18 protein-coding genes are annotated in these 25,137 nt (G+C 71.6%); 8 read left to right on the plus strand and 10 right to left on the minus strand.

The annotated features are described in order from the left end of the window. Nucleotides 1–10: 10 nt before the first annotated feature. Genes SKED_RS02795 through SKED_RS02805 form a run of 3 tightly spaced genes read right to left on the minus strand, consistent with a single transcriptional unit; the run spans nt 11 to nt 3,703 of the window. Nucleotides 11–952 (minus strand): carbohydrate ABC transporter permease, encoded by a 942-nt coding sequence (locus SKED_RS02795; protein WP_012865602.1) that lies wholly within the window; start codon nt 950–952, stop codon nt 11–13. Next, the gene (locus tag SKED_RS02800; protein WP_012865603.1) at nt 952–1,992 is read right to left on the minus strand and encodes an ABC transporter permease; all 1,041 of its coding nucleotides are present in this window, start codon (nt 1,990–1,992) and stop codon (nt 952–954) included. The genes SKED_RS02795 and SKED_RS02800 overlap by 1 nt, the downstream gene beginning before the upstream one ends. 4 nt (nt 1,993–1,996) lie before the next feature. Further along, complete coding sequence (locus tag SKED_RS02805) at nt 1,997–3,703, minus strand: extracellular solute-binding protein (protein ID WP_012865604.1); 1,707 nt, start codon at nt 3,701–3,703, stop codon at nt 1,997–1,999. Between the two features lie 234 nt (nt 3,704–3,937). On the opposite strand from SKED_RS02805, the gene SKED_RS02810 reads away from it, so the two are divergent. Both SKED_RS02810 and SKED_RS02815 read left to right on the plus strand, forming a co-directional pair. After that, the gene (locus SKED_RS02810) at nt 3,938–5,182 is read left to right on the plus strand and encodes an MFS transporter (RefSeq protein WP_012865605.1); all 1,245 of its coding nucleotides are present in this window, start codon (nt 3,938–3,940) and stop codon (nt 5,180–5,182) included. A 123-nt stretch (nt 5,183–5,305) separates the two neighbouring features. Further along, nucleotides 5,306–6,892 carry an MDR family MFS transporter gene (locus SKED_RS02815; RefSeq protein WP_012865606.1) on the plus strand — a complete coding sequence of 529 codons (1,587 nt, stop codon included), beginning with the start codon at nt 5,306–5,308 and terminating at the stop codon, nt 6,890–6,892. Nucleotides 6,893–6,990: 98 nt separating this feature from the next. Here SKED_RS02815 and SKED_RS02820 read toward each other — a convergent pair whose 3' ends face one another. Together SKED_RS02820 and SKED_RS02825 are read right to left on the minus strand one after the other, a co-directional pair. Next, on the minus strand, nt 6,991–8,205 hold the full coding sequence (locus tag SKED_RS02820) for a Gfo/Idh/MocA family protein (protein ID WP_012865607.1): 1,215 nt from the start codon (nt 8,203–8,205) through the stop codon (nt 6,991–6,993). Nucleotides 8,206–8,254: 49 nt separating this feature from the next. Next, nucleotides 8,255–9,298 (minus strand): LacI family DNA-binding transcriptional regulator, encoded by a 1,044-nt coding sequence (locus tag SKED_RS02825; protein WP_012865608.1) that lies wholly within the window; start codon nt 9,296–9,298, stop codon nt 8,255–8,257. A 179-nt stretch (nt 9,299–9,477) separates the two neighbouring features. Between SKED_RS02825 and SKED_RS02830 the strand changes: the two genes are divergently transcribed. The 4 genes from SKED_RS02830 (at nt 9,478) to SKED_RS02845 (ending at nt 14,748) form a co-directional block, all read left to right on the plus strand. Next, a complete protein-coding gene (locus SKED_RS02830) occupies nt 9,478–9,819 on the plus strand; it encodes an L-rhamnose mutarotase (RefSeq protein WP_012865609.1) in 342 nt (113 codons plus the stop codon). A gap of 114 nt (nt 9,820–9,933) precedes the next feature. Further along, the gene (gene rhaI / locus SKED_RS02835) at nt 9,934–11,109 is read left to right on the plus strand and encodes an L-rhamnose isomerase (protein WP_012865610.1); all 1,176 of its coding nucleotides are present in this window, start codon (nt 9,934–9,936) and stop codon (nt 11,107–11,109) included. Nucleotide 11,110: 1 nt separating this feature from the next. Beyond that, nucleotides 11,111–13,180 (plus strand): bifunctional rhamnulose-1-phosphate aldolase/short-chain dehydrogenase, encoded by a 2,070-nt coding sequence (locus tag SKED_RS02840; RefSeq protein WP_012865611.1) that lies wholly within the window; start codon nt 11,111–11,113, stop codon nt 13,178–13,180. After that, on the plus strand, nt 13,177–14,748 hold the full coding sequence (locus SKED_RS02845; RefSeq protein WP_012865612.1) for a rhamnulokinase: 1,572 nt from the start codon (nt 13,177–13,179) through the stop codon (nt 14,746–14,748). Before SKED_RS02840 ends, SKED_RS02845 begins: the two co-directional genes overlap by 4 nt. 71 nt (nt 14,749–14,819) lie before the next feature. On the opposite strand, the gene SKED_RS02850 is transcribed toward SKED_RS02845, so the two are convergent. Further along, on the minus strand, nt 14,820–15,767 hold the full coding sequence (locus SKED_RS02850; protein WP_012865613.1) for a CPBP family intramembrane glutamic endopeptidase: 948 nt from the start codon (nt 15,765–15,767) through the stop codon (nt 14,820–14,822). 175 nt (nt 15,768–15,942) lie between these two features. Further along, nucleotides 15,943–17,001 carry a GNAT family N-acetyltransferase gene (locus SKED_RS20905; RefSeq protein ID WP_012865614.1) on the minus strand — a complete coding sequence of 353 codons (1,059 nt, stop codon included), beginning with the start codon at nt 16,999–17,001 and terminating at the stop codon, nt 15,943–15,945. 271 nt (nt 17,002–17,272) lie between these two features. Here SKED_RS20905 and SKED_RS02865 point away from each other — a divergent pair, with 271 nt between their 5' ends. Further along, nucleotides 17,273–18,826, plus strand: coding sequence for a GAF domain-containing protein (locus SKED_RS02865; RefSeq protein ID WP_012865615.1), 1,554 nt, complete (start codon nt 17,273–17,275; stop codon nt 18,824–18,826). An 84-nt stretch (nt 18,827–18,910) separates the two neighbouring features. On the opposite strand, the gene SKED_RS02870 is transcribed toward SKED_RS02865, so the two are convergent. Together SKED_RS02870 and SKED_RS02875 are read right to left on the minus strand one after the other, a co-directional pair. Further along, complete coding sequence (locus tag SKED_RS02870) at nt 18,911–19,939, minus strand: hemolysin family protein (RefSeq protein WP_012865616.1); 1,029 nt, start codon at nt 19,937–19,939, stop codon at nt 18,911–18,913. Beyond that, nucleotides 19,936–21,381: a hemolysin family protein gene (locus tag SKED_RS02875; RefSeq protein WP_042438477.1), complete on the minus strand. Its 1,446-nt coding sequence runs from the start codon at nt 21,379–21,381 to the stop codon at nt 19,936–19,938. Before SKED_RS02875 ends, SKED_RS02870 begins: the two co-directional genes overlap by 4 nt. 246 nt (nt 21,382–21,627) lie before the next feature. Between SKED_RS02875 and SKED_RS02880 the strand changes: the two genes are divergently transcribed. Further along, nucleotides 21,628–23,244 (plus strand): methyl-accepting chemotaxis protein, encoded by a 1,617-nt coding sequence (locus SKED_RS02880; protein ID WP_012865618.1) that lies wholly within the window; start codon nt 21,628–21,630, stop codon nt 23,242–23,244. Nucleotides 23,245–23,346: 102 nt separating this feature from the next. Here SKED_RS02880 and mtr read toward each other — a convergent pair whose 3' ends face one another. Further along, nucleotides 23,347–24,780, minus strand: coding sequence for a mycothione reductase (mtr, locus tag SKED_RS02885; protein WP_012865619.1), 1,434 nt, complete (start codon nt 24,778–24,780; stop codon nt 23,347–23,349). Nucleotides 24,781–25,137: the final 357 nt, after the last annotated feature.

Genomic DNA, 25,137 nt, shown 5'->3' on the forward strand with positions numbered 1-25,137 from the left:
TCGATCGCCGTCAGCCCTTGATCGCCCCGGTGAGCACCCCCTTGGTGAAGTACCGCTGGGCGAAGGGGTAGAGCATGAGGATCGGCACCGTCGCGACGACGATGACGGCCATCTGGAGGGTCTGCCCGGGCGGCGGCGGCTGGTCCGGTGCCTGGATCGAGGTGAGCGCCGAGCCCTGGACCACGTACTGGTTGAGGACCACCTGGATGGGCCACTTGGACGTGTCGTTGAGGTAGATCATCGCGTTGAAGAACGAGTTCCAGTACCCGACCGCGTAGAACAGCGCGATGACGGCCAGCACCGCCTTGGACAGCGGGATGACGATGCGCGTGAAGATCCGCCAGTCGCTCGCCCCGTCGAGCCGGGCCGACTCGAAGAGCTCGCTGGGCAGCCCCATGAAGAAGTTGCGCACCACCACCATGTTGAAGGCGGAGATGAGCCCCGGGACGATGAGCGACCAGTACGAGTCGAGCAGCCCGAGCGACCGCACGAGCAGGTAGTTCGGGATGATCCCGGCGCCGAACAGCATGGTGCACAGGACCATGACGAGGATCGTCTTGGCCCCCGGGACGTCCTTGGTGCGCATGAGCCCGTAGGCGAGCGTCGTGGTGAAGATCATCGACAGCGTGGTGCCCACGGTGGTGATGCCGATCGACACGAGCATCGCCCGCGTGACGACGTCCCCGCCGAGGATCGACCGGTAGGCGTCGAGCGAGAAGGTCGTCGGGAAGAACCCGCCCGACGCCGCGGCCTCGCGCGAGGCGAAGCTCATCGCGATGACGTACACGAAGGGGTAGAGCATGACGAGGACGATGAGCGCGATGGTGATCGCCTTGAGGAGCTGCACCCCCGGCGAGGGGGTGCCCATCCAGACGGGGCGCTTGCCGGACGGCCGGTAGACCGGCTCGACACGGTCGAGCAGGGGTGCTGGCGCCTGCGGTGCTGCTGTCATCAGAACAACCCTCCGGTCCCGAGCCTCTTGGCGAACTTGTTGGCGGCGATCACGAGGATCGTGCCGATGACTCCCTTGAACAGCCCCGCTGCTGTCGACAGGCCCCAGTCGCCGCCCGCGATGCCGCGGTAGTAGACGAAGGTGTCGAGCACCTCGGCGGCGTTCGCGCCGACCGCGGGCTGCTGGAGCAGCAGCTGTTCGAACCCGACGGTGAGCACGTTGCCGATGGTGAGGATGAGCAGCAGCGTGATGACCGGGACGAGGCCGGGGAGCGTGATGTGCCAGGTGCGCCGGGCCGCCCCGGCACCGTCCACGGCAGCCGCCTCGTAGAGCTCTGTGGGGATGCCGCTGATCGCGGCGAAGAAGATGATCGTGCCCCAGCCGATGTCCTTCCAGATCACCTGCGAGACGACGAGCGCCTTGAAGGTGTCGGGGTCGGACATGATGTTGACGTTGTCGATCCCGATGGCCGAGAACAGCTCTGCCGCGGGGCCGGCGCCGCCGAACACCTGCTGCCAGATCGAGATGACGATCACCCACGAGATGAAGTGGGGCAGGTAGACGATCGACTGGACCACCCGCTTGACCCGCTCGGAGATCAGCGAGTTGAGCAGGAGCGCCAGCAGGATCGGTGCGGGGAAGGCGAAGGCGATCTGCAGGAACGAGATGATGAGCGTGTTCTGCAGCGCACCGAGGAACTGCGGGTCGGAGAACATCGCGGTGAAGTTCTGGAAGCCGACCCACTCGGAGCCGCCGACGCCCCAGTAGGGGGAGTAGTCCTGGAACGCGACGACGTTGCCGAGCAGCGGGACGTAGGCGAACAGCAGGAAGAACAGCAGCCCGGGGAGGATGAACGCGTAGGTCCACCGTTCCCGCTTCATGCGGGTCCAGACGGAGGCCTGCTCGCGCACGACGTGCTGGAGGCGCGGGTCCGGGGTCTTGCGGCGGCGTCGAGACGGTCCGCGCCGACCGCTCGGGTCGTCGCTCCCCGCCCGAGGGGCGCCGGCCTGTGCCGGCGCCCCGTCCTGGGTCACGGACATGCGGTCAGGCCTGCTCGGCGAGGGCGGTCTCGTACGCCTCGCGGACCTGGTCGCCGCCGGCCTTGCGCCAGGCGTCGCGGTACTCGTCGAGCTGGTCGAGCGACATGCGCCCGGACACGATGCCGTTGCGGTAGTCGGTGTCGACCGCGGAGAGCTTGGCGCCCTCGCTCACGTTGGGCTCGTTGTAGAGGCCGACGACGGGGCTGGGCACGGTCGCCGCGACCAGCGGCTCGAGGGACTGCTGGAAGTTCTCGACGAACTCGAGCGAGGCGGGTGCCACGACGAAGGACGGCGACTTGAACGCACCGAGCCACTGGAGCGCGGCGCGGTCGTTGTTGGCGGTCTCGTCGCCGAGGTCGACGATCGCATTGCCCTCGCCGAGCTCGTAGTTGTAGCCCTCGGCGCCGGTGTGGATGAACAGGGCCTCGGTGCTGCCGTCGGGCGCGCGCCAGTAGTTGATGACGTCGAGCAGCTCCGCGAGGCGCTCCGGGTCCTCGGCGGCCCTCGCCGAGATCGAGACCATGCCCCAGTAGCCGTCGTTGCGCTGCACGACGATCTCGCCGCCGTCGAAGGCCGGCGGGACGAACATGCGCGGGTCGGCCCCCTCGGTGATGTCGACGGTGTCGCGCAGGATGTTGGCGCCGAAGTACCCGTTGAAGGAGTCGACGGTGAGGGCGAGCTGGCCGTTGGTGAACATCTCGGCGGCCTTGTTGCCCTGCGTCGCGAGCGCCAGGGCGTCAGGGTGGTAGACCCCGGCCTTCCAGAGCCTGGTGTGGTACTCGAGGACGTCGGCGTAGGCGTCGGTCTCGATGACGTTGACGAGCTTGCCCGAGTCGTCGAGCTGCCACGTGGTCCCGGCCCGGAACATCCACTCGACGACGGCCTGGAGCTTGCCGTCGAAGGCGCCGATGCCCCAGTGCTGCTTGCCGTTCACCGACCTGAGGTCGGCCACGGCGGTCATCATCTCGAGGAAGCCCTCGGCGTCGGCCGGCATCTCGTCGAAGCCGGCCGCGGCCATGAGGTCCCAGCGGATCGCGGGGAAGTTGGTGAGGTACGGGTCTTCGTTCGGGATGCCGAACAGGTGCCCGTTCTTGGCCGAGGCCTTCCAGGCGTTCGACCCGACGTTGGCGAGGTTGGGCCAGCGCAGGACCTCGTCGCCGGCGAGCGCCTCGGAGAGGTCGGCGAACACGCCGTCGTTGATCGCCTTGGCGGCGACGGCGTTGGTGTCCTGGACGAACAGGAGGTCGGGGACGTTGCCCGAGGCGATGGTCGTGGCCATCTTCTCGTTGTAGGTGTCGAAGGCGACCAGGGTGGGCTCGAAGGTCCCGCCGAGGCGCTCGTTCAGCCCGGCCCAGTACTCGTTGGCGGGGGCGGACTGGGGCGGTGCGCCCCACAGGACCTGGAAGGTCGTGACCTTCCCGCCCGAGAGCGGCGCTGCGGTCACGGAGTCGTAGTACTCCTGGATGGGCTGGGTGTAGATGGTCGGCATGCCCTCGACCGCGCTGACGATGCCGCCGGGGACCTCGCGCGGCGCGACGTAGGTGGGGAGGGCGAGGGCCTTGGCCTCGCGGGGGTTCGGGCGTCCTCCGCCACCTCCGCCGCCGGAGCACGAGGCGAGGGTCACGGTCATCGCCGCGAGACCGGTGAGGCTGAGGAAGCCGCGTCGGCTGAGAGGTGTGCTGAGTCGGTGACCGATGGGTGCCGAGGACATCCGCTTCTCCTTTGAAGGTGGTGATGCTCAATCAGGCACGACGGTAGCGCTCGGTCTGGAAATTGTCTAACGAACGTTCAGTAAGTGATCGTGACCTGCGAGGATGTGCCGACGGAACCGGTCGGGCGCACGACGGTGGCCCCGCGTCGCCGTCGCCTGTACGTTCGTACGCATGTCGGTGGTCCACCTCGCGCCCACCGCTCGTCGCTCCTGTGAAAGGCAGCCCACCCCGCCGTGTACTCGCTCCTCCTGGCGATCATCTACATCGCCTTCATCAGCCTCGGCCTCCCGGACTCCCTCGTCGGGGCCGGGTGGCCGGTCATGCACCAGGACCTCGGCGTCCCGGTGGCCTATGCCGGCATCGTGACCATGATCATCGCCAGCGGCACGATCGTGTCCAGCCTCGCCTCGGAGCGGGTCACCCGCCGCCTCGGCACCGGCGTCGTCACGGCCGTCAGCGTGGGGCTCACCGCCGCCGCCCTCGTCGGCTTCTCCGTCTCCGGCTCGTTCTGGGTGCTGTGCTTGTGGGCTGTCCCCTACGGGCTGGGAGCCGGCGCGGTCGACGCGGCCCTCAACAACTACGTGGCCCTGCACTACGCGGCCCGGCACATGAACTGGCTGCACAGCTTCTGGGGGCTGGGGGCGTCGATCAGCCCGTTCATCATGAGCTACGCCCTGACCTCCGGCCAGGGGTGGTCGAGCGCCTACCGGATCGTCGGTCTCACCCAGGTCGTGCTCACGTTCGTGCTGATCGTGAGCCTGCCGGTGTGGGGGAAGGCCGCCCGGTCGGCCCCGCCCGGGCACGACGTCGCCGGCGGTGACGAGCAGGCGACCGGACTCGAGCCGTCGGGCCGAGGCAGCACCCACGTGCCGCTCGCCGAGGCGCTGCGCATCCCCGGGGTGGTGCTGGTCCTGGTCGCCTTCTTCGCCTACTGCGCGCTCGAGAGCACGGCGATCCTGTGGGCGGCGACGTATCTGGTCACCGACCGGGGAGTCGACCCGGCCACGGCGGCAGCCTTCGCCTCGCTGTTCTTGATCGGCATCACCGGTGGACGGTTCTTGGCCGGGTTCTTCGCCGACCGGGTCGGCGACCGGCACCTGATCCGCGGGGGCTTCGTGACGGTCGGCCTCGGTGTCGTGATGCTCGCGCTCCCTCTGGAGACCGACGCGCCGGCGCTCGTCGGTCTCGTGGCCGTCGGGCTGGGGTGCGCACCGATCTACCCGGCGATCATCCACTCCACCCCGGTGAACTTCGGCCGACGCAGCTCGCAGGCGATCATCGGCATCCAGATGGCCGCCGCGTACACCGGTTCCACCCTGGCACCGCCGGCGTTCGGCCTGGTCTCGACCGGGGTCGGGATGTGGACGTTCCCGCTGTTCCTCGCCGTGCTGGCGGCTCTGGGCCTGCTCATGTCCGAGCGCCTCAACCGGCTCGTCGGACGCCGAGCACAGGTCGACGAGGTCGCTCCGCCGTCCTGAGCCGGTCGTCGCCACCGCCTCCCGGCGGAGCCCGCTCGTCAGCGGTCGGCCCTACCCTGTGACGTGCGTGCCTGTCGTCGTGCAGCGCCACGGACCCACCATCTCCAGACCGAGAGAGCCCCAGTGAGCACCGAGAAGACCCCCGTGACCGAGGCGCCGCGCGCCGAGGCCGCACCCCGCATCGGCTGGATCTACGCGAGCCTGCTGCTCGTCATGTTCCTCGCCGCCCTCGACCAGACCATCGTCGGCACCGCCCTGCCGACCGTCGTCGGCGAGCTCGACGGCGTCAACCACATGGCCTGGGTCGTGACGGCCTACGTGCTCGCCATGACCATCGCCATGCCGGTCTACGGCAAGGTCGGCGACCTCGTCGGGCGCAAGAAGCTCTTCCTCTTCGCGATCGCGGTGTTCCTGCTCGGATCGGCGCTCTGCGGCGTCGCGCAGGACATGGTCCAGCTCATCGGCTTCCGCGCCCTCCAGGGCCTCGGTGGTGCGGGCCTCATGATCACCTCGCAGGCGATCCTCGCCGACCTCGTGCCCGCCCGGGAGCGCGCCAAGTACATGGCGCCCATGGGTGCGGTGTTCGGCGTCGCGTCCGTCGCCGGCCCGCTGCTCGGCGGCTGGCTCACCGACTCCGTCGACTGGCGCTGGATCTTCTGGGTCAACCTGCCGCTCGGCGTCGCGGCCTTCGCCGTGGCCGCCACCATGATCCACCTGCCCAGGCGCACGTCGACCGCGCGCATCGACTACCTCGGCATCGCCACCATGGCCGTCGCGGTCACCGGCATCGTGCTCGTGTGCACCTGGGGCGGGACCGAGTACGCGTGGTCGTCGCCGACCATCCTCGGGCTCGGCGCGGTCGGTGTCCTCGCGACCGCGGCGTTCCTCGTCGTCGAGCACCGCGCCGCGGAGCCGATCATCCCGCTGGCGCTGTTCCGCAACCGGACCTTCGTGGTCGCGACCACCCTCGGCCTCTTCGTCGGGGCGGGCATGTTCGGGGCTCTGGCCTACATGCCGACCTTCCTGCAGATGGCCTACGGCGTCAACGCGACCGAGTCCGGCCTGCTGCTCATCCCGATGACCGTCGGCATGCTCGCCGGGTCGCTGTTCTCCGGCGCGATGGTGAGCAAGACGGGACGCTACCGGGTGTACCCGGTCGTCGGGACCGTGATCGCCGCTGCCGCGATGCTGCTGCTCTCGCGCGTCAGCGACCAGACCGGGCTGTGGTCGGTGTGCGGGATCCTCGCCCTCATGGGCCTGGGCATCGGGCTGTTCTTCCAGCTGCTCGTGCTCACCGTGCAGAACGCGGTGCCGCCGCGCGAGATCGGGACCGCGACGTCGTCGAACAACTTCTTCCGCGAGATCGGCGTGACCCTCGGGACCGCGATCCTCGGCACGGTGTTCGCCTCGCGCCTCACCTCAGGTCTGGCCGACGTGCTCAGCGGGACCGAGGGCCTCGACCTGCCCGGTGCCACGAGCCTGACCCCTGCGATCGTCCGGTCCCTGCCCGACGCGGTCCAGTCCGGGGTGGTCGACGCCTACACCGACGCCCTCATCCCGCTCTTCGCCTTCCTCGTCCCGATGTTCCTCGCCGGGAGCGTCGTCGCCCTGTTCCTCCCGCACATCCCCCTCGCCGGCAAGGCCGACGTCGAGGGTGCTCTCGAGGGGGACGTCGAGCCGCAGGACGACGTGGCGCGCGCTCAGGGCTGACGGTCACCGGTCTCGGCCGGGAACCGCACCCGTCGGACCGCCCGGTACACGGTCGCGCGGGACCCCCGAACCACCTCCCAGCCCCTCTCGCCTGCCCGTCAGCCGGCCGCGACGGTCAGCCCCAGCTCGGCGCGCGGGTCGCGCACGGTGCTCTCGAGGCCGCGGGACAGCACGCCGGTCTCGCGGAGCTCGGCGGCGGTGATGCGTCGTCCGCCGGCGTCGGCGGAGGCGTAGATCGCCGTGACGATCTCGAGGGGACGACGGGCCGACGACGCGACGTCGGGCAGCACGGTCCCCTCGCGCAGCGCGCGGAAGGTCTCGCGGATCAGGGGGATGTGCCCGCTGGGCTCGTCCTCCTCGGGGAACGCCCACCCGGCCGCCTCCTCTGCCGGCACGACCGGCGCCGGGGTGATCCGCCAGTTCTCGGTCGCGTGCCCGTAGAGGTGCTCGACCTCGATGGTCGCGCGCTCGCAGTCGACCCGCACGTGGCTGGTCTCGCGCGGGCATAGCGTCGAGGACACCGCGGTCGCGACGACGCCGTTGCGGAACAGGATGGTCGCGGTCGACGCGTCCTCCATGTCGGTCTCGCGGTCGAGGCGCCACGTCTGGGCGCTGATCTCCTGCCAGTCCCCGAGCAGGTGCGCGAGCAGGTCCATCTGGTGGATCCCGTGCCCGAGCGTCGTCCCTCCGCCCTCGGTGTCCCAGCGGCCGCGCCAGTCGACGGCGTAGTAGTCGGTCCCGCGGTACCAGAGCGTCTCGCACTGGGCGATGAGCGGCCGGCCGAGCGCGCCTGACCGCAGGAGGTCCCGGACGTGCGCCGCCCCGGTGCCGGTGCGCTGCTGGAAGATGATGGCGAAGGCCAGGCCGGCCTCGTCGCAGGCCTCCTGCATGTCGTCGAGCTCGGCGAGGGACAGTGCCGGGGGCTTCTCGCACACCACGTGCACGCCGGCCGCGACCGCCTGGAGCGTCTGCTCGCGGTGCAGGTCCGGCGGGGTGCACAGGTGCACGACGTCGACGGTCTCGGCCGCGAGCAGCTCCTCGAGGGTCTCGTAGCGCCCCGGGACCGCGTACCGGTCCGCGAAGGCCTCGCGCCGCTCGGCGTTGCGGTTGGAGCACGCGACGAGCTCGGCCAGCGGGTCGAGGGCGAGGGCCTGCGCGTGGAGGTGGGCCACGGCGCCGGTGCCGATGATCGCGGCGCGGACCGGGCGGTCGTGCCCGATCGGCTCCCACGCGGCGCGCTCCGCCGTCGTCGTGGTGCCGGGCGGGCCTCCGTGCGCAGGGGTCGCCGAGGCGGGGAGTGCAGAGTCAGACATCGTCGTTCGCTCCGTCAGGTAGTGCGTGGTGGTGTGAGGTGGTCAGGTGTCAGCCGGCGTGGCTCGACGCGCGGACGATCAGCTCGGGCTGGAACTGCACCTGCTCGTGCCGGAACCGGTCGCCCTGCGTGTGCTGGGACAGCAGCAGGTCGGCGGCCCGGTACCCGAGCTGGTGGGTGGGCTGGCGGACCGAGGTGAGCGGGGTGGCGAGCTCGCCGGCGAAGTTCACGTCGTCGTACCCGACCACGGCCATCTCGCCGGGCATCGCGATGCCCTCGGCGCGCAGCGTGCGCTGGACTCCGAGCGCCACGAGGTCGTTGACGCAGAACACGGCGGTCGGCCGGTCGACGCCGGCCGTGGTCGTGGCGAGCAGGTGGCGCATCGCGGCCTCGCCGCCGTCGGCGTTGAGGGCGGAGGCGGTGATCTCGGTGAGGTGCGTCGCCGGGTCGAGGCCGGCGGCGTCGAGCGCGCGGAGCAGGCCGGCGTGGCGGTCGCCGCACTGCCGGATGCTGTGCGCGCCGTTGACGAAGGCGATGTGCGTGTGTCCCTCCGCGACGAGGTGGTTCCCGGCGAGCTGCCCGCCGACGACGTCGTTGACCGCGGCGGACGAGATGTCGGGGACGGGGGAGGTCGCGTCGAGCAGCACCACGTTGACTCCTCGGGCGCGCAGCTCGAGCAGCGGCTCGATGTCGTCCGTCGAGGGGACGACGAGGACCCCGTGCACGCCGTGCTCCTCGAACAGCTTGAGGTAGCGGGCCTCACGGTCCGGGTCCTCGTCCGAGCTCGCCAGCATGAGCGTGAAGTCGTCCTCGGCGAGGCGGTCCTCGATGCCGCGGGCCACCTCGGTGAAGAACGGGTTGCCGATGTCCAGGACGATCGCGCCGACCGTCGTGATGGTCCCCGCACGCAGCTGACGGGCCGAGCCGTTGGGCACGAAGTGCAGCTCGCCGATGGCGGCCTCGACGCGCTCGCGGGTCGTGGGGGAGACGCGGTCGGGCCGGTTGAGGACGTTCGAGACGGTCCCGACCGAGACGCCGGCGGCTCGCGCGACGTCGCTGATGGAGCTCCGCTTGCGCGCAGTGGGCGTGGTCACCGTGTCTGGCCTTTCGATGGGTGGGCGTCGGGGCGCGTCGTCGGGCCCCGGTGCCCTTGGATCCTACGGCGCTTGACCCGCCGAGAACGTGGGACGTAGCGTCCTCGGCATCGCAGTGAACCGATTCACAAGAATGTAGCGCATCGCTACCGAGGACGAGGAGGTCCGTCGTGGCCAGAGTGTGCTTCGTGTCCCAGGTCGACCCCGCCCGGCTCGACGAGTACCGCGCGCATCATGCCGCCGTGTGGCCCGAGATGCTCGAGGCCCTGCGCGACTGCGGGTGGCGCGACTACCACCTGTTCCTGTCGCCCGAGGGTCTCCTTGTGGGGTTCGTCGACGTCGACGACTACGAGCAGGTCCAGGCGGCGATGGGGCGGACCGCGGTGAACGCCCGCTGGCAGGCCGAGATGGGGCAGTTCTTCGTGTCTGACGAGACCGCCCCCGACGAGGGCATGGTGCGCCTCGACCAGGTGTTCCACCTCGAGGCGCAGCTCGCGGACGCCGGTCTCCCGACGCGCTGAGGGCCCTGGTGGCGGGTCGGGGTGCCGCTCGCCGTCGTCCTCCCGGTGTTGACGGGCGAGGCGGGACGTCCGTACAGTTCTCTTGAAACGATTCACAACGAGGTGGAGAGCCAGATGTCACACGCTGAACTGAGCGCCGACGCGCGCACCGCGCTGCTCGCGCAGACCATAGAGCTGCCCTCCTGGGCCTTCGGCAACTCCGGGACCCGGTTCAAGGTGTTCGCGCAGGAGGGTGTCCCACGTGACCCCTTCGAGAAGATCGCGGACGCTGCACAGGTGAATCGATACACGGCGACGGCGCCGCGCGTCTCCCTGCACATCCCGTGGGACCTCACCGACGACTACGAGAAGCTCTCCGCGCACGCGAAGGACCTCGGCGTCGAGATCGGTGCCATCAACTCGAACCTCTTCCAGGACGACGCCTACATGCTCGGGTCGCTCACGCACCCCGACCCCGTCGTCCGCAAGAAGGCCGTCGAGCACCACCTCCAGTGCATCGACGTCATGCGCGCCACCGGCTCGACCGACCTCAAGCTCTGGCTGCCCGACGGCCTCAACTACCCGGGCCAGGACAACCTCCGCGCCCGTCAGGACCGCCTCGCCGACGGTCTCGCGGAGATCTACGCGGCCCTCGACCCCCAGCACCGGCTGGTCGTGGAGTACAAGTTCTTCGAGCCGTCCTTCTACGCCACCGACATCCCCGACTGGGGCACCGCGCTGCTGCACTGCCTCGCCCTCGGCCCGCAGGCCGTCGTCGTCCTCGACACCGGGCACCACGCCCCGGGCACCAACATCGAGTTCATCGTCGCCCAGCTGCTGCGCCAGGGACGCCTCGGCGCCTTCGACTTCAACTCGCGCTTCTACGCCGACGACGACCTCATGGTCGGTGCCGCCGACCCGTTCCAGCTGTTCCGGATCATGCACGAGATCGTCCAGGCGGGTGCGCTCGCGCCCGACTCGGGCGTCAACTTCATGCTCGACCAGTGCCACAACATCGAGCCCAAGATCCCCGCGCAGATCCGCTCGGTGATGAACGTCCAGGAGGCCACCGCCAAGGCGCTCCTCGTCGACGCCGCCGCCCTCGACACCGCGCAGCAGTCCGGTGACGTGCTCGGCGCGAACGGCGCGCTCATGGACGCCTACAACACCGACGTCCGTCCGCTGCTCGCCGGTCTCCGCGAGGAGCAGGGCCTGCACCCGGACCCGCTCGCCGCCTACGCCGCGTCGGGCTACGCCGAGAAGATCGTCGCCGAGCGTGTCGGCGGCACGCAGGCCGGATGGGGAGCCTGACATGACGACCACCTCGAGCACCACCACGCCAGCGGCCGACCTCGTCGCGCGATCCAACCGCCTGGGCGCCGACCCGCGGACCACCAACTACGCCGGCGGCAACACCTCCGCCAAGGGCACCGAGACGGACCCGGTCACGGGCGAGCCGGTCGAGCTGCTCTGGGTCAAGGGATCCGGCGGCGACCTCGGCACGCTCACCGAGAAGAACCTCGCGGTGCTGCGCCTCGACCGCCTGCGCGCGCTCACCGGGGTGTACCCCGGCGTGGAGCGCGAGGACGAGATGGTCGCGGCCTTCGACTACTGCCTGCACGGCAAGGGCGGCGCGGCACCGTCGATCGACACCGCGATGCACGGTCTCGTGGACGCCCCGCACGTCGACCACCTGCACCCCGACTCCGGCATCGCCCTGGCGACCGCCGCCGACGGCGAGGCCCTCACGGCCGAGTGCTTCGGCGACCGCGTGGTGTGGGTCCCGTGGCGCCGCCCCGGGTTCCAGCTCGGCCTCGACATCGCGGCCGTCAAGGACGCCAACCCGCAGGCCATCGGCTGCGTCCTCGGCGGGCACGGCATCACCGCCTGGGGCGAGACGAGCGACGAGGCCGAGGCGCGCAGCCTCGAGATCGTCGCGACGGCCGAGGCCTTCATCGCCGAGCGCACCGAGCGGCTCGCCGCCGAGGGGAAGCACCCCTTCGGTGCGGTCGTCCCCGGGTACGAGGCCCTCGACCCGGCCGAGCGCCGCACCAAGGCCGCGAGGCTGGCCCCGGTGATCCGCGGGCTCGCGTCGACCGACGCACCGCAGGTCGGGCACGTCACGGACTCCGACGTGGTCCTCGACCTGCTCTCGCGCGAGCATCTCGCCGAGCTCGCGGCGCTCGGGACCAGCTGCCCCGACCACTTCCTCCGGACCAAGGTCAAGCCGCTCGTCGTCGACCTGCCGGCCTCCGCGTCCGTCGAGGAGATCTCGGCGCGGCTCGTGGAGCTGCACGCCTCCTACCGGGACGACTACCAGGGCTACTACGACCGGAACGCGACCCCGGACTCCCCGGCGATCCGCGGCGCAGACCCGGCGATCGTCCTGGTCCCGGGCGTCGGCATGTTCTCCTTCGGCAAGAACAAGCAGACCGCGCGCGTCGCGGGCGAGTTCTACGTCAACGCCATCAACGTGATGCGCGGCGCCGAGGCGATCAGCACCTACGCACCGATCGACGAGGCCGAGAAGTTCCGCATCGAGTACTGGGCGCTCGAGGAGGCCAAGCTCCAGCGCATGCCCGCGCCCAAGCCGCTCGCCACCCGCGTCGCGCTCGTCACCGGAGCCGGCTCCGGCATCGGCCGGGCCATCGCCGAGCGCCTCGCCGCCGAGGGGGCGTGCGTCGTCATCGCGGACCTCAACCTCGAGGGCGCGCAGGAGGTCGCCGACCAGCTCGGCGGGCCCGACGTGGCCGTCGCGGTCCGCGCCGACGTGACGAGCGAGGACGACGTCGCCGCACTCGTCGACGAGGCCGCCCTGGCCTTCGGCGGGGTCGACCTCGTGGTCAACAACGCCGGCCTGTCGATCTCCAAGCCGCTGCTCGACACCACGGCCAAGGACTGGGACCTCCAGCACGACGTCATGGCCAAGGGGTCGTTCCTCGTCGCCCGCGAGGCGGCACGCGCGATGATCGCCCAGAAGATGGGCGGCGACATCGTCTACATCGCGTCGAAGAACTCGCTCTTCGCCGGGCCGAACAACATCGCCTACTCGGCCACCAAGGCCGACCAGGCGCACCAGGTGCGGCTGCTCGCGGCCGAGCTCGGCGAGCACGGCGTGCGGGTCAACGGGGTCAACCCCGACGGCGTGGTGCGCGGCTCGGGCATCTTCGCCGGCGGCTGGGGCGCCAAGCGTGCTGCGGTCTACGGCGTCGCCGAGGAGGACCTCGGTGCGTACTACGCGCAGCGGACCCTCCTCAAGCGCGAGGTGCTCCCCGAGCACGTGGCCGCAGCGGTCTACGCCCTCACCGGGCCGGACCTCAGCCAGACCACCGGCCTGCACGTGCCCGTCGACTCGGGCGTCGCGGCGGCGTTCCTGCGATGACGGGGGCAGCAGCCTTCGTCGCGGTCGACCTCGGGGCCTCGAGCGGGCGCGTGATCGTCGGGCGCGTGCTCCCCGGGGACGCGCCCGACGGCGGCGGGACCCGTGTCGAGCTGCACGAGGTCACGCGGTTCCCCAACGGCCCGGTCGAGGTCGACGGGACCCTGCACTGGGACGTGCTGCGGCTGCACCAGGGGATCCTCGACGGGCTGCGCGCCGCCGTTCGCGAGACGCAGGCGCGCGGTGACGTCCTGGCGGGGATCGGCATCGACTCGTGGGCTGTCGACTACGGGCTGCTCGACGCCGACGGCGCGCTGCTCGGCAACCCGGTCCACTACCGGGACTCCCGCACCGACGGCGTCCCGGGCACTGTCTACGCGGCGGTCGGCGCCGACGAGCACTACGCGGTCAACGGCCTCCAGACGCAGCCCTTCAACACCGAGTTCCAGCTGGTCGCCTCCGCCGGGACCGCGCAGGCCGGCGCCGCGCGCAGGTTGCTGCTCATCCCGGACCTCCTCACGGCGTGGCTCACCGGGAGGCAGGTCGCCGAGGTGACCAACGCGTCGACCACGGGGCTGCTGGACGTCGGGTCGCGGCAGTGGTCCGTGCCGCTCGTCGCCCGGCTCCGCGAGGCGTTCCCCTCCCTGCCCGAGCTGCTCGGCGCGGACGGTCTGCTGCCCGGGCTGGTCGAGCCCGGCACGGTCGTCGGGCCGCTGTCGGACGCCGTCGCCCGGGCCGTCGGTGCGCCCTCCGGGGTCCCGGTGGTCGCCGTCGGCTCGCACGACACGGCCTCCGCCGTGGTGGCCGTGCCCGCCGAGACCGACCGCTTCGCGTACGTCTCCTGCGGCACGTGGTCGCTCGTCGGGCTCGAGCTCGACGAGCCGGTGCTCAGCGCGGCGAGCCGCGAGGCCAACTTCACCAACGAGCTCGGTGTCGACGGGACCGTCCGGTACCTGCGCAACGTCATGGGGCTGTGGCTGCTGCAGGAGTCCCTGCGCACCTGGAACGCCGCGGGACTGCCCGCCGACCTCCCGGACCTGCTCGCCGAGGCGGCTCGCGTCCCGGCGCTCACCACGGTGATCGACGTGGACGCCCCCGAGTTCCTGGCACCTGGCGACATGCCCGCGCGGATCGCGGCTGCCGCCGAGCGCAGCGGCCAGACGCCGCCGCAGTCGCAGGCCGAGACGGTCCGCTGCATCCTCGACTCCCTCGCCGTCGCCTACCGCCGCGCCGTGCAGCAGGCGAGCGAGCTCTCCGGCCGCGAGGTCGAGGTCGTGCACATGGTCGGCGGGGGAGTGCGCAACGAGCTCCTGTGCCAGCTCACCGCCGACGCCACCGGGCTTCCCGTGGTGGCGGGCCCCGTCGAGGGCGCGGCCCTCGGCAACGTGCTCGTCCAGGCGCGCGCCGCCGGTGTGCTGAGCGGTGACCTCGCAGCGCTCCGCGAGGTCGGTGCCCGCGGCGTCGAGCTGCGCCGGTACACGCCCGGGGCCGGGGCGGGCAGTCTCGGCGTCGAGCACTGGGCCGCGGCGGCCCTGCGGGTCGACGGGCGAGCGGTCGCGGCAGCGACCTGACCGACGGGCCCGTCAGGTCTCCCGGCGCTGCGGGGAGCGCCTGTGCGACCGAGCCGACCGGGGTCTGCGCGTCACCCGGTGACAGCGCCGGCGCGCGGTGCCCGGGCTCCGAGGAGCGGGGTGGAGCGGGGGAGCCCCAACCGTCCGCGGGTGAGGGCGACGGTCGCCGCGGCGGCGATCGTCGCACCGACGAGCAGCACGTGGACGGCGCCGTCGACCGTCGGGAACATCTCCGCCCAGAAGACCGAGACGGTCGAGTTCACGCTCACGTGGAACAGCATGACCACCGGGAGGCTCTGCCCGGACCGGTTGAACAGCCACATGACCACCACGTTGAACATGGCGCTGAAGGCGACGAACACGACGGCGTCCAGCACCGTCACCTCGGGCCACGACCCCCACTCGGTGAAGAACAGCGGCAGGTGCCAGACGCCCCACAGCGGACCGAGGATCGCGGCCGCGCCGAGGGGACCGAACCGGTCCTGGAGCGGGGGGAGCGCGAAGTCGCGCCACCCGGGCTCTTCGGCGAGGCCGGTCGTGAGCATCTGGAATGCGAGCATCGGGACGTACAGCGCCACGGCGCTCAGTGTCGGACCGCGCACGTCGCCTCCCGCGGCGACGGCGCCGAGAGCGAGGACCGCCGTCGGGACGGCGAGCAGCGCGACCGCGTACCACCGGCCGGGCACACGCCACCGCAGCAGCCGGCCGACCCAGACGCGCAGCCCGGCCCGTCCGCCGGTGAGCGCCGTGACGACGAACGCCGCGCCGAGCGGCCCGAGGTACGCGCCGAAGAGCATCCCGGTGATCTGCGTGCTGCCCAGGACCTCGGGGAACGAGAACGGCAGGAGCCCGACACCGTTGTCGGAGAGGATCCACGGGAGCCAGGCGAGCCAGCTGAGGCCGAGCGCGAGCGTGAAGAACGCGACGAGCGGGTGCCGCCGGACGAGGTCTCCGGCCTTCCCGCCGGACGTGGGCGTGGCGCCCGGAGGTGCCGGGGTCGAGGTGTCGGTGCGGGACATGGAGGCCTCCCTGGTCGGTCGAGCCCCCGTGGTCCGAGGGCACGATCGACACTAGGAACCGGCGGGTCACGCCTCTAGGCCCAGGAGGACCGATCGGCAGACCTCCATCGAAAGACGCAACCTGCACGCGACGGACGCCCCGAGCCCGCTGAGGTCGGCCGTGGAGGAGACAGGGTCAGTCGGTGAGCGCGAGGATGAACTCCTCGACGACCTCGCCGCGCCCGTTGGCGAAGCCGGAGTCCTCGCTGACGACCTCGAAGCCGCAGCGCCTCAGCACGGTGAGCGACCCGATGTTGTCCTTGGCGGTGCGGGCGTGCATCGGGCGGTCGGGGACCTCGGCGAGGATCGCGCGCAGCGCCTTGGTCGCGATGCCGCGGCCCCAGAACTCGCGGCCGATCCAGTAGGTGAGCTCGTGCTCGCCGTCCTCGACGTAGGTGCTGATGCTCCCCGCCACGCGGCCGCCCACGAGGATGGTGCGTGCCGTGACCTGAGGGTCCTCGCGCAGCACGGTCCACCGGGCGTCGAAGCGCCCGCGGTCCGTGGGGTCCTTGACGGTGAAGGCCGCGATGCGGTTGGCCTCGCGGTCCTGCTCCATGCGGAAGAACACGTCGAGGTCGGCTGAGAGGAGCGGGCGGAGCACGACGTCCGCCGGCGCGGCCACGAGCTCGACCTCGAAGCCGGCCGCATTCTGCAGGAAGGCCGCATAGTGGCCGGGGCGTCCGTCCGACGGCTTGCCGCCTGCCCACGGGTAGCGGTCGGCGAAGAGCGGGGTCCACCCGTTCTGCTGCGCTGCGGCGTAGAGGCGGTCGACCCGCGCCTGCGAGCCGGAGTGCAGGGCGAGGTGGTTGAGGCCGGGACGGAGCCTGTCGTGCTCGGACGAGGAGAGCGCGCTCGACTGCTCGAACACGAGGTAGGTGCCGCCGAGCCGCGTGCTGAAGCCGGTGTCCCAGGACTGGAACGGGGAGTAGCCGAGCTCGGTGAGCAGCCAGCCCCACGAGGCGCGCGCCTCCTCGAGGTCGGGGACCCAGATCTCGAGGTGGTGCAGCGTCCCGCGCGCGGACGCCAGGGGCGCCGAGGGGCCCGGGGTCGGTGCGGGAGTCGGCGCAGCGACGGGGGCGTCGGTGGCTGCGGCGGTCGGGGCGGTGGGCGCGTCGGGGACCGCCGGCTCCGGACGGCTCGTGGCCGTGGAGGGCTGGTGGGGGGACGACGCGGTCGTCTCGGGCTGGACAGTCACTCTCCCACGGTACGCGGAGGTCGGGATCGAGGGCGTGAGCCTGGGCGAATTGCGACGTGTGCTGATCTTCACGTTCTGTCCACGTGACACAGGTGCGCGGAGGTCGATGTTCCCCCAGATCCTGCGGCTCGCAACTGGTACGGCCATCTCGTTCCTCACAGTCGTCAACGCTTCAACTACTGGCCCGGTGTGCCGATGAGGACGGTGGAGGGGGTCACTTCAACCGGAGTACGACCGAGGCAGCGCCGCAGGGCGCCAGAGGAGCACCACCATGTTCACGCTACGACGCAGCACCACCGAGAGGGACGCCGCCCACGAGCTGGCCGAGGCACGCCAGAACACCGCCGCGGTGACGGCGGTCGTCGACGCGCTCGCGCGCAGCCGCGAGAAGCAGGACGCCGTCCAGCGCGTCCTCGACGTCGTCCGAGAGCAGTTCGGCTGGGCCTACGGCTCCTACTGGCGGATCGCCGACGACCGCCCCGAGCTCGAGTTCGCCCAGGAGTCGGGCACCGTCGGCGAGGAGTTCCGTGCGGTGACGGCGACGGCGTCGTTCCGCGAGGGCGTCGGTCTGTCCGGGCGGGCCTGGAAGTCCCGCGACCTCGTGGTCGTGGAGGACCTCGGCGAGCTCCGCGACTGCGTCCGCGCACCCGCGGCCCAGCGCGTCGGCGTGCGCAGCGGCATCTGCTTCCCGTTGTCCGAGGACGGCCAGGTCGCCGGGACCATGGACTTCTTCGCGACCGAGGTCCTCGACCTCTCCCCGCAGCGGGTCGAGACCCTCCGCAGCATCGGCGTCCTCGTCTCGCAGGCGCTCGAGCGGGTCGTGGTCGCCGAGCGTCAGGCGCTCGACAAGCAGGACGTCGACGCGGTGAGCTCGGTGCTGCGCCACGTCTCGGTCGCCCAGACCCGTTCGGAGGCGCTCGACGGCGCCCTCGACTCGATCCGCGCCGACTTCGGCTGGGACTACGGCTCGGTGTGGCAGGTCGACGAGGCCGCGCAGGTCCTGCGGTTCGGACGCGAGTCCGGTTCGGTCAACGAGGAGTTCCGCGCGGTGACCCGGTCCGCCTCCTTCGCCGAGGGCGTCGGCGTCGCCGGGCGCGCGTGGCGGACCCGCGACCTCGTGTTCGTCAGCGACCTCGCCGAGGTCACGGACTGCGTCCGTGCACCGGCCGCGCAGCGCGCCGGGGTGAAGTCCGGGGTCTGCCTGCCGATCCTGGTGCGGGGGAGGGTCGTCGGGACGATGGACTTCTTCTCGACGTCGACCCTCGTGCTCTCGCGGGGGCGTCAGGAGGCGCTGCGCAACACCGCCTTCCTCGTGGGGCAGGCGCTCGAGCGCGTCGAGGCCGCGTCGCGGCTGACCGACGCGGGCAACGAGCTCGTCGTCTCCATCGAGGAGGTCGAGCGCAACGTCCTGTCCGCGTCGGCGGTCGCGACGGAGAGCCTCGTCCTCACCGAGCGCGCGAACGTCGAGGTGACGCGGCTGGGTGAGTCCTCGGAGCAGATCGGCAGCGTCGTGAGCACCATCGGGCGCATCGCCGCGCAGACGAACCTGCTGGCCCTCAACGCCGCCATCGAGGCGGCCCGAGCCGGCGAGGCAGGGCGCGGCTTCGCGGTCGTCGCCAACGAGGTGAAGGACCTCGCGGTCGAGACCGCCCGCGCGACCAGCGACGTCGAGGGGCGCATCTCCGCGATCCAGCAGCTCGTGGACGACGTGGTCGGGTCCCTGGTGAGCATCGGGTCGTCGGTCGAGCGCATCAACGAGACACAGACGACGATCGGCGGGGTCCTCACCGAGCAGGCCGCCGTCACCCGCGCGATCCTCGGCTGACGTCGGCGGACCGGCGCCGTGCCGGACCCCGGGACACGCAGACGGCCCGCCCCCTCTCGGGGACGGGCCGTCGACGGGTGGACGTTACGCGCGGGCCAGGGTCGGGCTCTCGGGTGCCCGGGGGAACAGGCGCGACAGCACGTCGGACAGGGTGATGACCCCGAGCACGGTCTCCTCGTCGGTGACGACGGCAAGATGGTTGCGGGTCTCGCGCATCGTCGCGAGAGCGCTGTACACGGGGGTGTCCGGCGCGAAGGACGGCACCGTGCGGACGAGGTCGCCGACCGGCTGGTCGTCGGCCCGGCCGAGGGTGTCACGGACGTGCACGAACCCCGAGATGGACTCGGGCGCCCCGACGAGGATGCGCAGGTGACCCGACGAACGGGTCGCGTCCTGCACGTCGGAGACGGTCGCCCCCACGGGGACCGTCGTCGGGTGCGTGCCCTCGGTGAGGAGGTCGCGGACCGTCAGCGCCTGGAGGTCCAGGGCGCCCGACAGCTGCGAGACGTACGCGGCCTCGAGCGACCCGACACTCGCCGAGTGCTCGACCAGCTGACGCAGGTCGTCCGGGTTCTGACCGTTGCTCACCTGGTCGGCGGGCTCGACGCCCACCTTGACCAGGCACCAGTTCGCCATGCGGTTGAGGGCGACCAGGAGCGGCCGGGTGAACCACATGAACCCGCGCATCGGGATGGCGAGCAGCGTCGCGGACCGCTCAGGGTGCGCGATGGCCCACGACTTCGGCGCCATCTCGCCCACGACGAGGTGCAGGAACGTGACGATGACGAGCGCGAGCACGAAGCCTGCGACGTCAGCGACCCACAGCGGCGCACCCCACCCCTCGATCACCGGGGTGATCGCGTAGTGCACGGCGGGCTTGGTGATGGCGCCGAGCGCCAGGGTGCAGGCGGTGATGCCGAGCTGCGAGCCGGCGAGCAGCACGGTCAGCTCGGTCGAGCTGCGCAGCGCGGCGCGCGCCGCCCGGCTCGTCGGGGCGGCGTCCTCGAGGCGGTGCCGCTTCGCCGCGAGCAGCGCGAACTCGACGGCGACGAAGAACGCGCTGAGGACGATGAGCAGCGCCGTGACGGCGACGACGATCCAGGGGTTGCTCATCGGGCGTCCTCTCCGTCGGTGCTGGGTTCGGCGCGGTCGGCGACCGGCTGCCGGTGCGCGGCGCCCTCGAGCTCAGGCTCCGGGGCGGGCTCGGGTGGCTCGGCAGGGACGAGGACCCGGACGAGGGACGGCACGTGCCGGTCCACGTCGAGCACCTCGGCCGACAGCCAGACGGGCTCCGGCTCGCCGGCGTCGGCGAGGTCGGAGCGGTCCAGCGGCAGCTGGACCAGCACCGTCGTGCCGACGTCCGGCAGCGACCCGTGCTCGGCGATGACGAGCCCGGCGATCGTCTCGTAGTCACCGCGCGGGAGGTCGTGGTCGACGGCGCGCTCGACCTCGTCGATGTGCACGTCACCGGCCATGACCCACCGGCCGTCGTCGTCGCGCGGGGCGATCGTCGGGGTGGCGGGGTCGTGCTCGTCGGTGATCTCGCCGACCAGCTCCTCCGCGAGGTCCTCGGCGGTGAGCACGCCGGCGAAGCCGCCGTACTCGTCGATGACGCAGGCCAGCTGGTTGTGCGTCGACGTGAGGTGGTTGAGGGCGTCGGGGAGCGCCATGGTCGTGGGGACCATGACGGCAGGGCGCATGAGCTCCGTGACCGGGGTCTCGCCGCCCCTCGTCGTCCGGAGCACGTCGTCGAGGTGCACGACCCCGAGGACCTGCTCGTCGAGCGCCAGCACGGGGTAGCGGGAGTGGCCGCTGGCCATGGTCTCGCGGACGTGCGTGAGGGTGTCGTCCTCGTGGAGGACGTCGACGCGGGCGCGCGGGATCATCGCGTGCTCGGCGTCCTGCTCGGGGAAGTCGAGGATGCGGTCGAGCAGCACGGAGAGCTCCGCGGGCAGGTCTCCGCTGACGCGGGAGTCGGCCACGATGTGCTCGAGGTCTCGAGCGGTCGCGGAGTGCTCGACGTCGTGCACCGGCTCGATCTTCAGGGCGCGCAGCAGCAGGTTCGACGCCTGGTCGAACACCCGGATGAGCCAGCCGAAGGCCTTGAGGTAGACGGTCGTGGACGTCGCGAGCCACAGTGCGACCGGTTCGGGCCGGGCGATGGCGAGGTTCTTGGGGAACAGCTCGCCGAAGAGCATCTGCACGAAGGTCGAGAAGACCAGCGCGATGACGGTGCCGACCGCGATGCCGACGCCGGTGGGCACACCGACGCCACCGAGGGCGTCGCCGAGCGCCTGGCCGACGAGCGGCTCGGCCACGTAGCCGACGAGCAGGGTGGTCACGGTGATGCCCAGCTGGGCACCGGACAGCATGAAGGAGGTCCGCCGGGTGACGGCGAGGGCGCGCTTGGCGCCGGCGTCACCTGCTGCGGCGCGGGCGTTCAACCGGGAGCGGTCGACGGCCATGTAGGCGAACTCTTGGGCGACGAAGTATCCGGTCGCCGCGGTGATCACGACGATCACCACGAGTCCGATCAGGAGGGTCACAATCCACACGGGCACTCACATCCCCTCGTGTCAACGTTCGGCACAAGGGGATGTCTACTGTCTGCGTCCATCATCACTCTCAGTCGGGGGTATGAAGATCGGAGGTAGCAAGATAACGGGCGGCTGTGCAGGAAGGTTCCCGGTCGTGGCCCGGGTGTGGGCCGACGGCTGAGACTCACACCGTCCAACGCTCAACTACCTCCTGGCGGTGTCGATGAGCCCCGGTTCCTCCCCCTGAAGATATCGGAGCACACCATGAGCGACACCCACCGCAGACCACCCACCCGCAGGATCCACGACCTCAGCGTCCGCACCAAGGTCCTCGGCGCCGTGACCACCGCGACCACCGTCGCCCTCGCCGTCGGGATCCTCGGCCTCCAGGCCCTCGCGTCGTCGGCCGCCACGACCGAGAACCTCTACGAGGAGAACGTCCTCGGCGTCGTCTACGCCGGCGACATGGACCTCGCCATGAACGACATGCGCCTGCGGTCGCGCGACGCCATCCTCGCCCTCGACGAGGCGGGCGTCCGCGACAGGCTCGCCGAGCTCGACGACGCCCAGGCCACGTTCGACGCCGCCGAGCACCTCTACGCCAACACCCCGCTCGACGCGGCACGCGAGCAGACCCTCGCGGACCTCAACGACACCGTCGACCAGTACCTGCAGGTGCAGCGCGAGGTCATGGCACCGCTCGCGCTCGCGGACGACGTCCGTGGGTGGATGGAGGCCAACGACGAGCAGTCGCGACCGCTCACCACCGCCATGAACGAGCAGATCTCGTCCCTCGTCGAGACGGAGCGCGCCCTCGCCGCCACGGCGGTCGAGGACTCCGAGACCCACTACGCCCAGCAGCGGACGGTGTCGGTCGTCGTGCTGGTGCTCGGCGCGGTCCTCGCGCTCGCCCTCGGGTGGTTCGTCGCACGCCGCATCTCCCGCGACGCGGCGGCCGTGCAGGAGGTCGCCGAGCACCTCGCCGACGGTGACCTCACCAGGTCGTCGGGGCTGACGTCGCGGGACGAGATGGGGCGCATGGGCGCTGCGCTCGACGTCGCGACCGGACGGCTCGCCGAGGTGATGGGCACCGTCGTGCGGTCGGCGGACGCGGTCGCGGCGGCGTCGGAAGAGCTGTCCGCCAGCTCGCAGCAGATGGCGGCCGGGGCCGAGGAGACCTCGGTGCAGGCGGGTGTCGTGTCCGCAGCGGCGGTCCAGGTGTCCGGGAACATCCAGACGGTGGCGGCGGGTGCCGAGGAGATGGGCGCCTCGATCCGGGAGATCTCGCAGTCGGCCGGAGACGCGGCGCGCGTGGCCGGCGAGGCCGTGACCGCGGCCGGGTCGGCGACCGGGTCCGTCGCGGCGCTGGGGACGTCGTCGCAGCAGATCGGCGAGGTGGTGCGGGTGATCACGACGATCGCCGAGCAGACGAACCTGCTGGCGCTCAACGCGACCATCGAGGCCGCTCGCGCCGGCGAGGCGGGCAAGGGCTTCGCGGTGGTCGCCTCCGAGGTGAAGGAGCTGGCGCAGGAGACGGCGCGGGCCACGGAGTCGATCGGCCGGCTGGTGGAGACCATCCAGTCGGACACCGCAGGCGCGGTGGGTGCGATCGAGCACATCTCCGGCGTGATCGCCTCGATCAACGACTACCAGCTGACGATCGCCTCGGCGGTCGAGGAGCAGACGGCCACGACCACGGAGATGAGCCGGAACGTGGGCGACGCGGCCACCGGGGCGGGGGAGATCGCCGCGAACATCACGGGTGTCTCGGACGCGGCGGTGTCCACGACTCAGGCGCTGTCGCAGACGACGGCGGCGGTCGCGGAGCTGGCGCACATGGCCGCAGACCTCCGCCGGTCGGTGGCTGCCTTCACGTACTGACGACGGCCGCGCACCGACGACGACGGGGCGCGGGACCGGCCCGGGGACCGCGCCCCGTCGAGCCGGATGCGGCAGGATCGGCGGCGCCCGGTGCCGAGGCGGTCAGGTGAGGTCGAGGCCGAGCAGCGCGTTCTCGGTGACCTCGGGCAGCGCGGGGTGGATCCAGTACTGCCGGTCGGCGACCTCGCGCACGTCGAGGTCGAAGGCCATCACGGTGATCATCTGCTGGATGAGGGTGGAGGCCTGCGGACCCATGTAGTGGGCTCCCAGCAGCCGCCCGGTGGTGCGGTCTGCGACGAGCTTCACCAACCCGGTCGTGTCCTCCATGGCCCAGCCGTAGGCGACGTCCCCGTACCGCTGCAGCGACGTGGCGACGTCGTGCCCGGCGTCCCGGGCCTGCTGCTCGGTCATGCCGACGGTGGCGACCTGCGGGTCGGTGAACACCGCCGAGGGGACGTTCTCGTGGGGCATGCGGCGCAGGTCCTCGGGGTGGAGCAGGTTGTGGCGCACCGCGCGCATCTCGGCGTTGGCGACGTGCTTGAGCATGAACGGCGACGAGACGTCGCCCAGGGCCCACACCCCCGGCGCGGAGGTCGAGCGGCCGTTCGGGTCGACGTCGACGCGCCCGTCGTCGGTCGTCGCGATGCCGGCGGCGGCGAGGTCCAGGAGGTCGGCGTTGGGCGTGCGGCCGGTGGCGACCAGCAGCGCCTCGGCGGTCACGGCTGAGCCGTCGTCGAGCCGCAGCGTGACCCCGTCGGCGTCCTGGTCGGCGCCGACGACGCCGCGCCCGGCGAGGACGGTGAACCGTTCGGCGGCCATCCGGTTGAAGGGTTCGTGCAGGTCCGCGTCGAGCGTGCGCAGCAGGGACGAGCGGGCGACGATCGTCACCGCGGTGCCGAGGGCCTCGAAGACGTGCCCGAGCTCCATCGCGATGTAGCCGCCCCCGAGGATCACGAGGGACCTCGGCAGCGTGGGCAGCCGCATGATGTCCTCGTTCGTGTGGAAGTGCACCCCGGAGTCGGCGATCACCTGGGGGACCACCGGGCGCGAGCCCGCCGCGACGACCACCTGGTCTGCGGAGATGATCTTCTGGTGGGTGCCCTGGCCGGTGCGCAGGGTGCGTTCACCGACGAACACGGCGTGCTGGTCGTAGACGTCGATGTTCGGGGTCTGCGGACCGCGCCGGTAGGCCTCGCCGCCGGCTGCGAACGGGTCGATGCGCTGGTCGAACACCCGCGAGACGATCCCGGGCCAGTCCACACCGTGCACCGCGGCGTCCAGGCCCAGCCGTCCCGCGTGCTCGGTGGCCCGGGCCACGTCGGCCGTGTAGACGAACATCTTGGAGGGGATGCAGCCGACGTTGAGGCAGGTCCCGCCGAAGCGGCCCTCCTCGACGATCGCGACGGACCAGCCGTCGAGCTCCGGGCCCGGCAGCGAGTTGCCGGAGCCCGCGCCCAGGACGATGAGGTCGTAGTGGGCGTCGGCGTCGAGGTCGGCGTCGAGGTCGCGGTCGGTGCCGGGCTCGGTGGCGGTCACGGTGGCTCCTGGTGCGCGAGGGCGGGTGGGCGAGCTCGGGGTCTTCACGCGCTCACGCTAGACCCGCCCCTCCGTCGGCGCTCACCGCCTCGAGCGAGCCACGGGGGCCGCGAGACGCCCGCGTCCGCATCGCAAGACGCCTGCTCACATCGCGGCACGCCAGTGCGACAGTCATCCCATCATGCGCCGCGACACGACCGTGCTCCAGCACGTCAGCCCCCTTGCACAGCCCCGCCTCTCCGGCGCCGGCTGCTGTTGTCGCTGTAGCCGCTGAGCGGTTCGCCACCAGACTCGCAGCACGGCCCAGGGCAGGGGCCAGACACGTGAGACGGTCCCCGACCGCTCCCTGATCGCCGT

Source organism: Sanguibacter keddieii DSM 10542 (genome assembly GCF_000024925.1).
GTDB classification, from domain to species: Bacteria; Actinomycetota; Actinomycetes; order Actinomycetales; family Cellulomonadaceae; genus Sanguibacter; species Sanguibacter keddieii.